This window comes from Photobacterium sp. WH24 (assembly GCF_019204055.1).
In the GTDB taxonomy this organism is placed as follows: Bacteria; Pseudomonadota; Gammaproteobacteria; order Enterobacterales; family Vibrionaceae; genus Photobacterium; species Photobacterium arenosum.
The window spans coordinates 1-523 of the sequence record NZ_JAGSOZ010000066.1; the positions used below are offsets into that span (position 1 = coordinate 1).

Genomic DNA, 523 nt, shown 5'->3' on the forward strand with positions numbered 1-523 from the left:
GTTTGGTCAGGGGAGCGGTGTGTCCCGTGTTTTCCATGGCACAGTCAGTGAAGCCCGCTTCCTGGGCACAGGTCGCCAGTTCAGCCGCTATGAGTTAAAGCTGGTGCCCGATCTGTGGTTTCTGACTCAGCGGCAGGACTGCCGTATTTTTCAGGATCAAACGATCAATGACATCATCGAAGCCGTGCTGGAAGAAGCCGGTGTTACTGCGGTACGTATGCTGGCCGATGCGGGCGAGAAGCAGGAATATATACTGCAGTACCACGAGACCGATCTGGCATTTATCCATCGTCTGATGTCTCAGCATGGCCTGTGGTATTACTTCGATCATACCCACAGCGGCCATGAACTGGTGATTGTGGATAAGAATGAACTGGTCAACGCGCTGCCCAGCACTGCCGAAAACGCCACCTTGATCCCCGGCGCCGAGCAAACGCCCATCCTGTATCATGCCGACTCGGGCGGGGTGCCGGATCGTGAACATATTTTTGAGGCGGATTTTGCCACCCGTGTTCATACCGGG

Annotated in this window: 1 protein-coding gene; it reads left to right on the top strand. The window is 55.3% G+C overall.

Annotated elements, in window-relative coordinates; genetic code table 11:
- Nucleotides 1–523, top strand: a 523-nt coding sequence (locus KCG43_RS21350) for a contractile injection system protein, VgrG/Pvc8 family (protein ID WP_255558133.1), incomplete at both ends; no start/stop codon positions are given.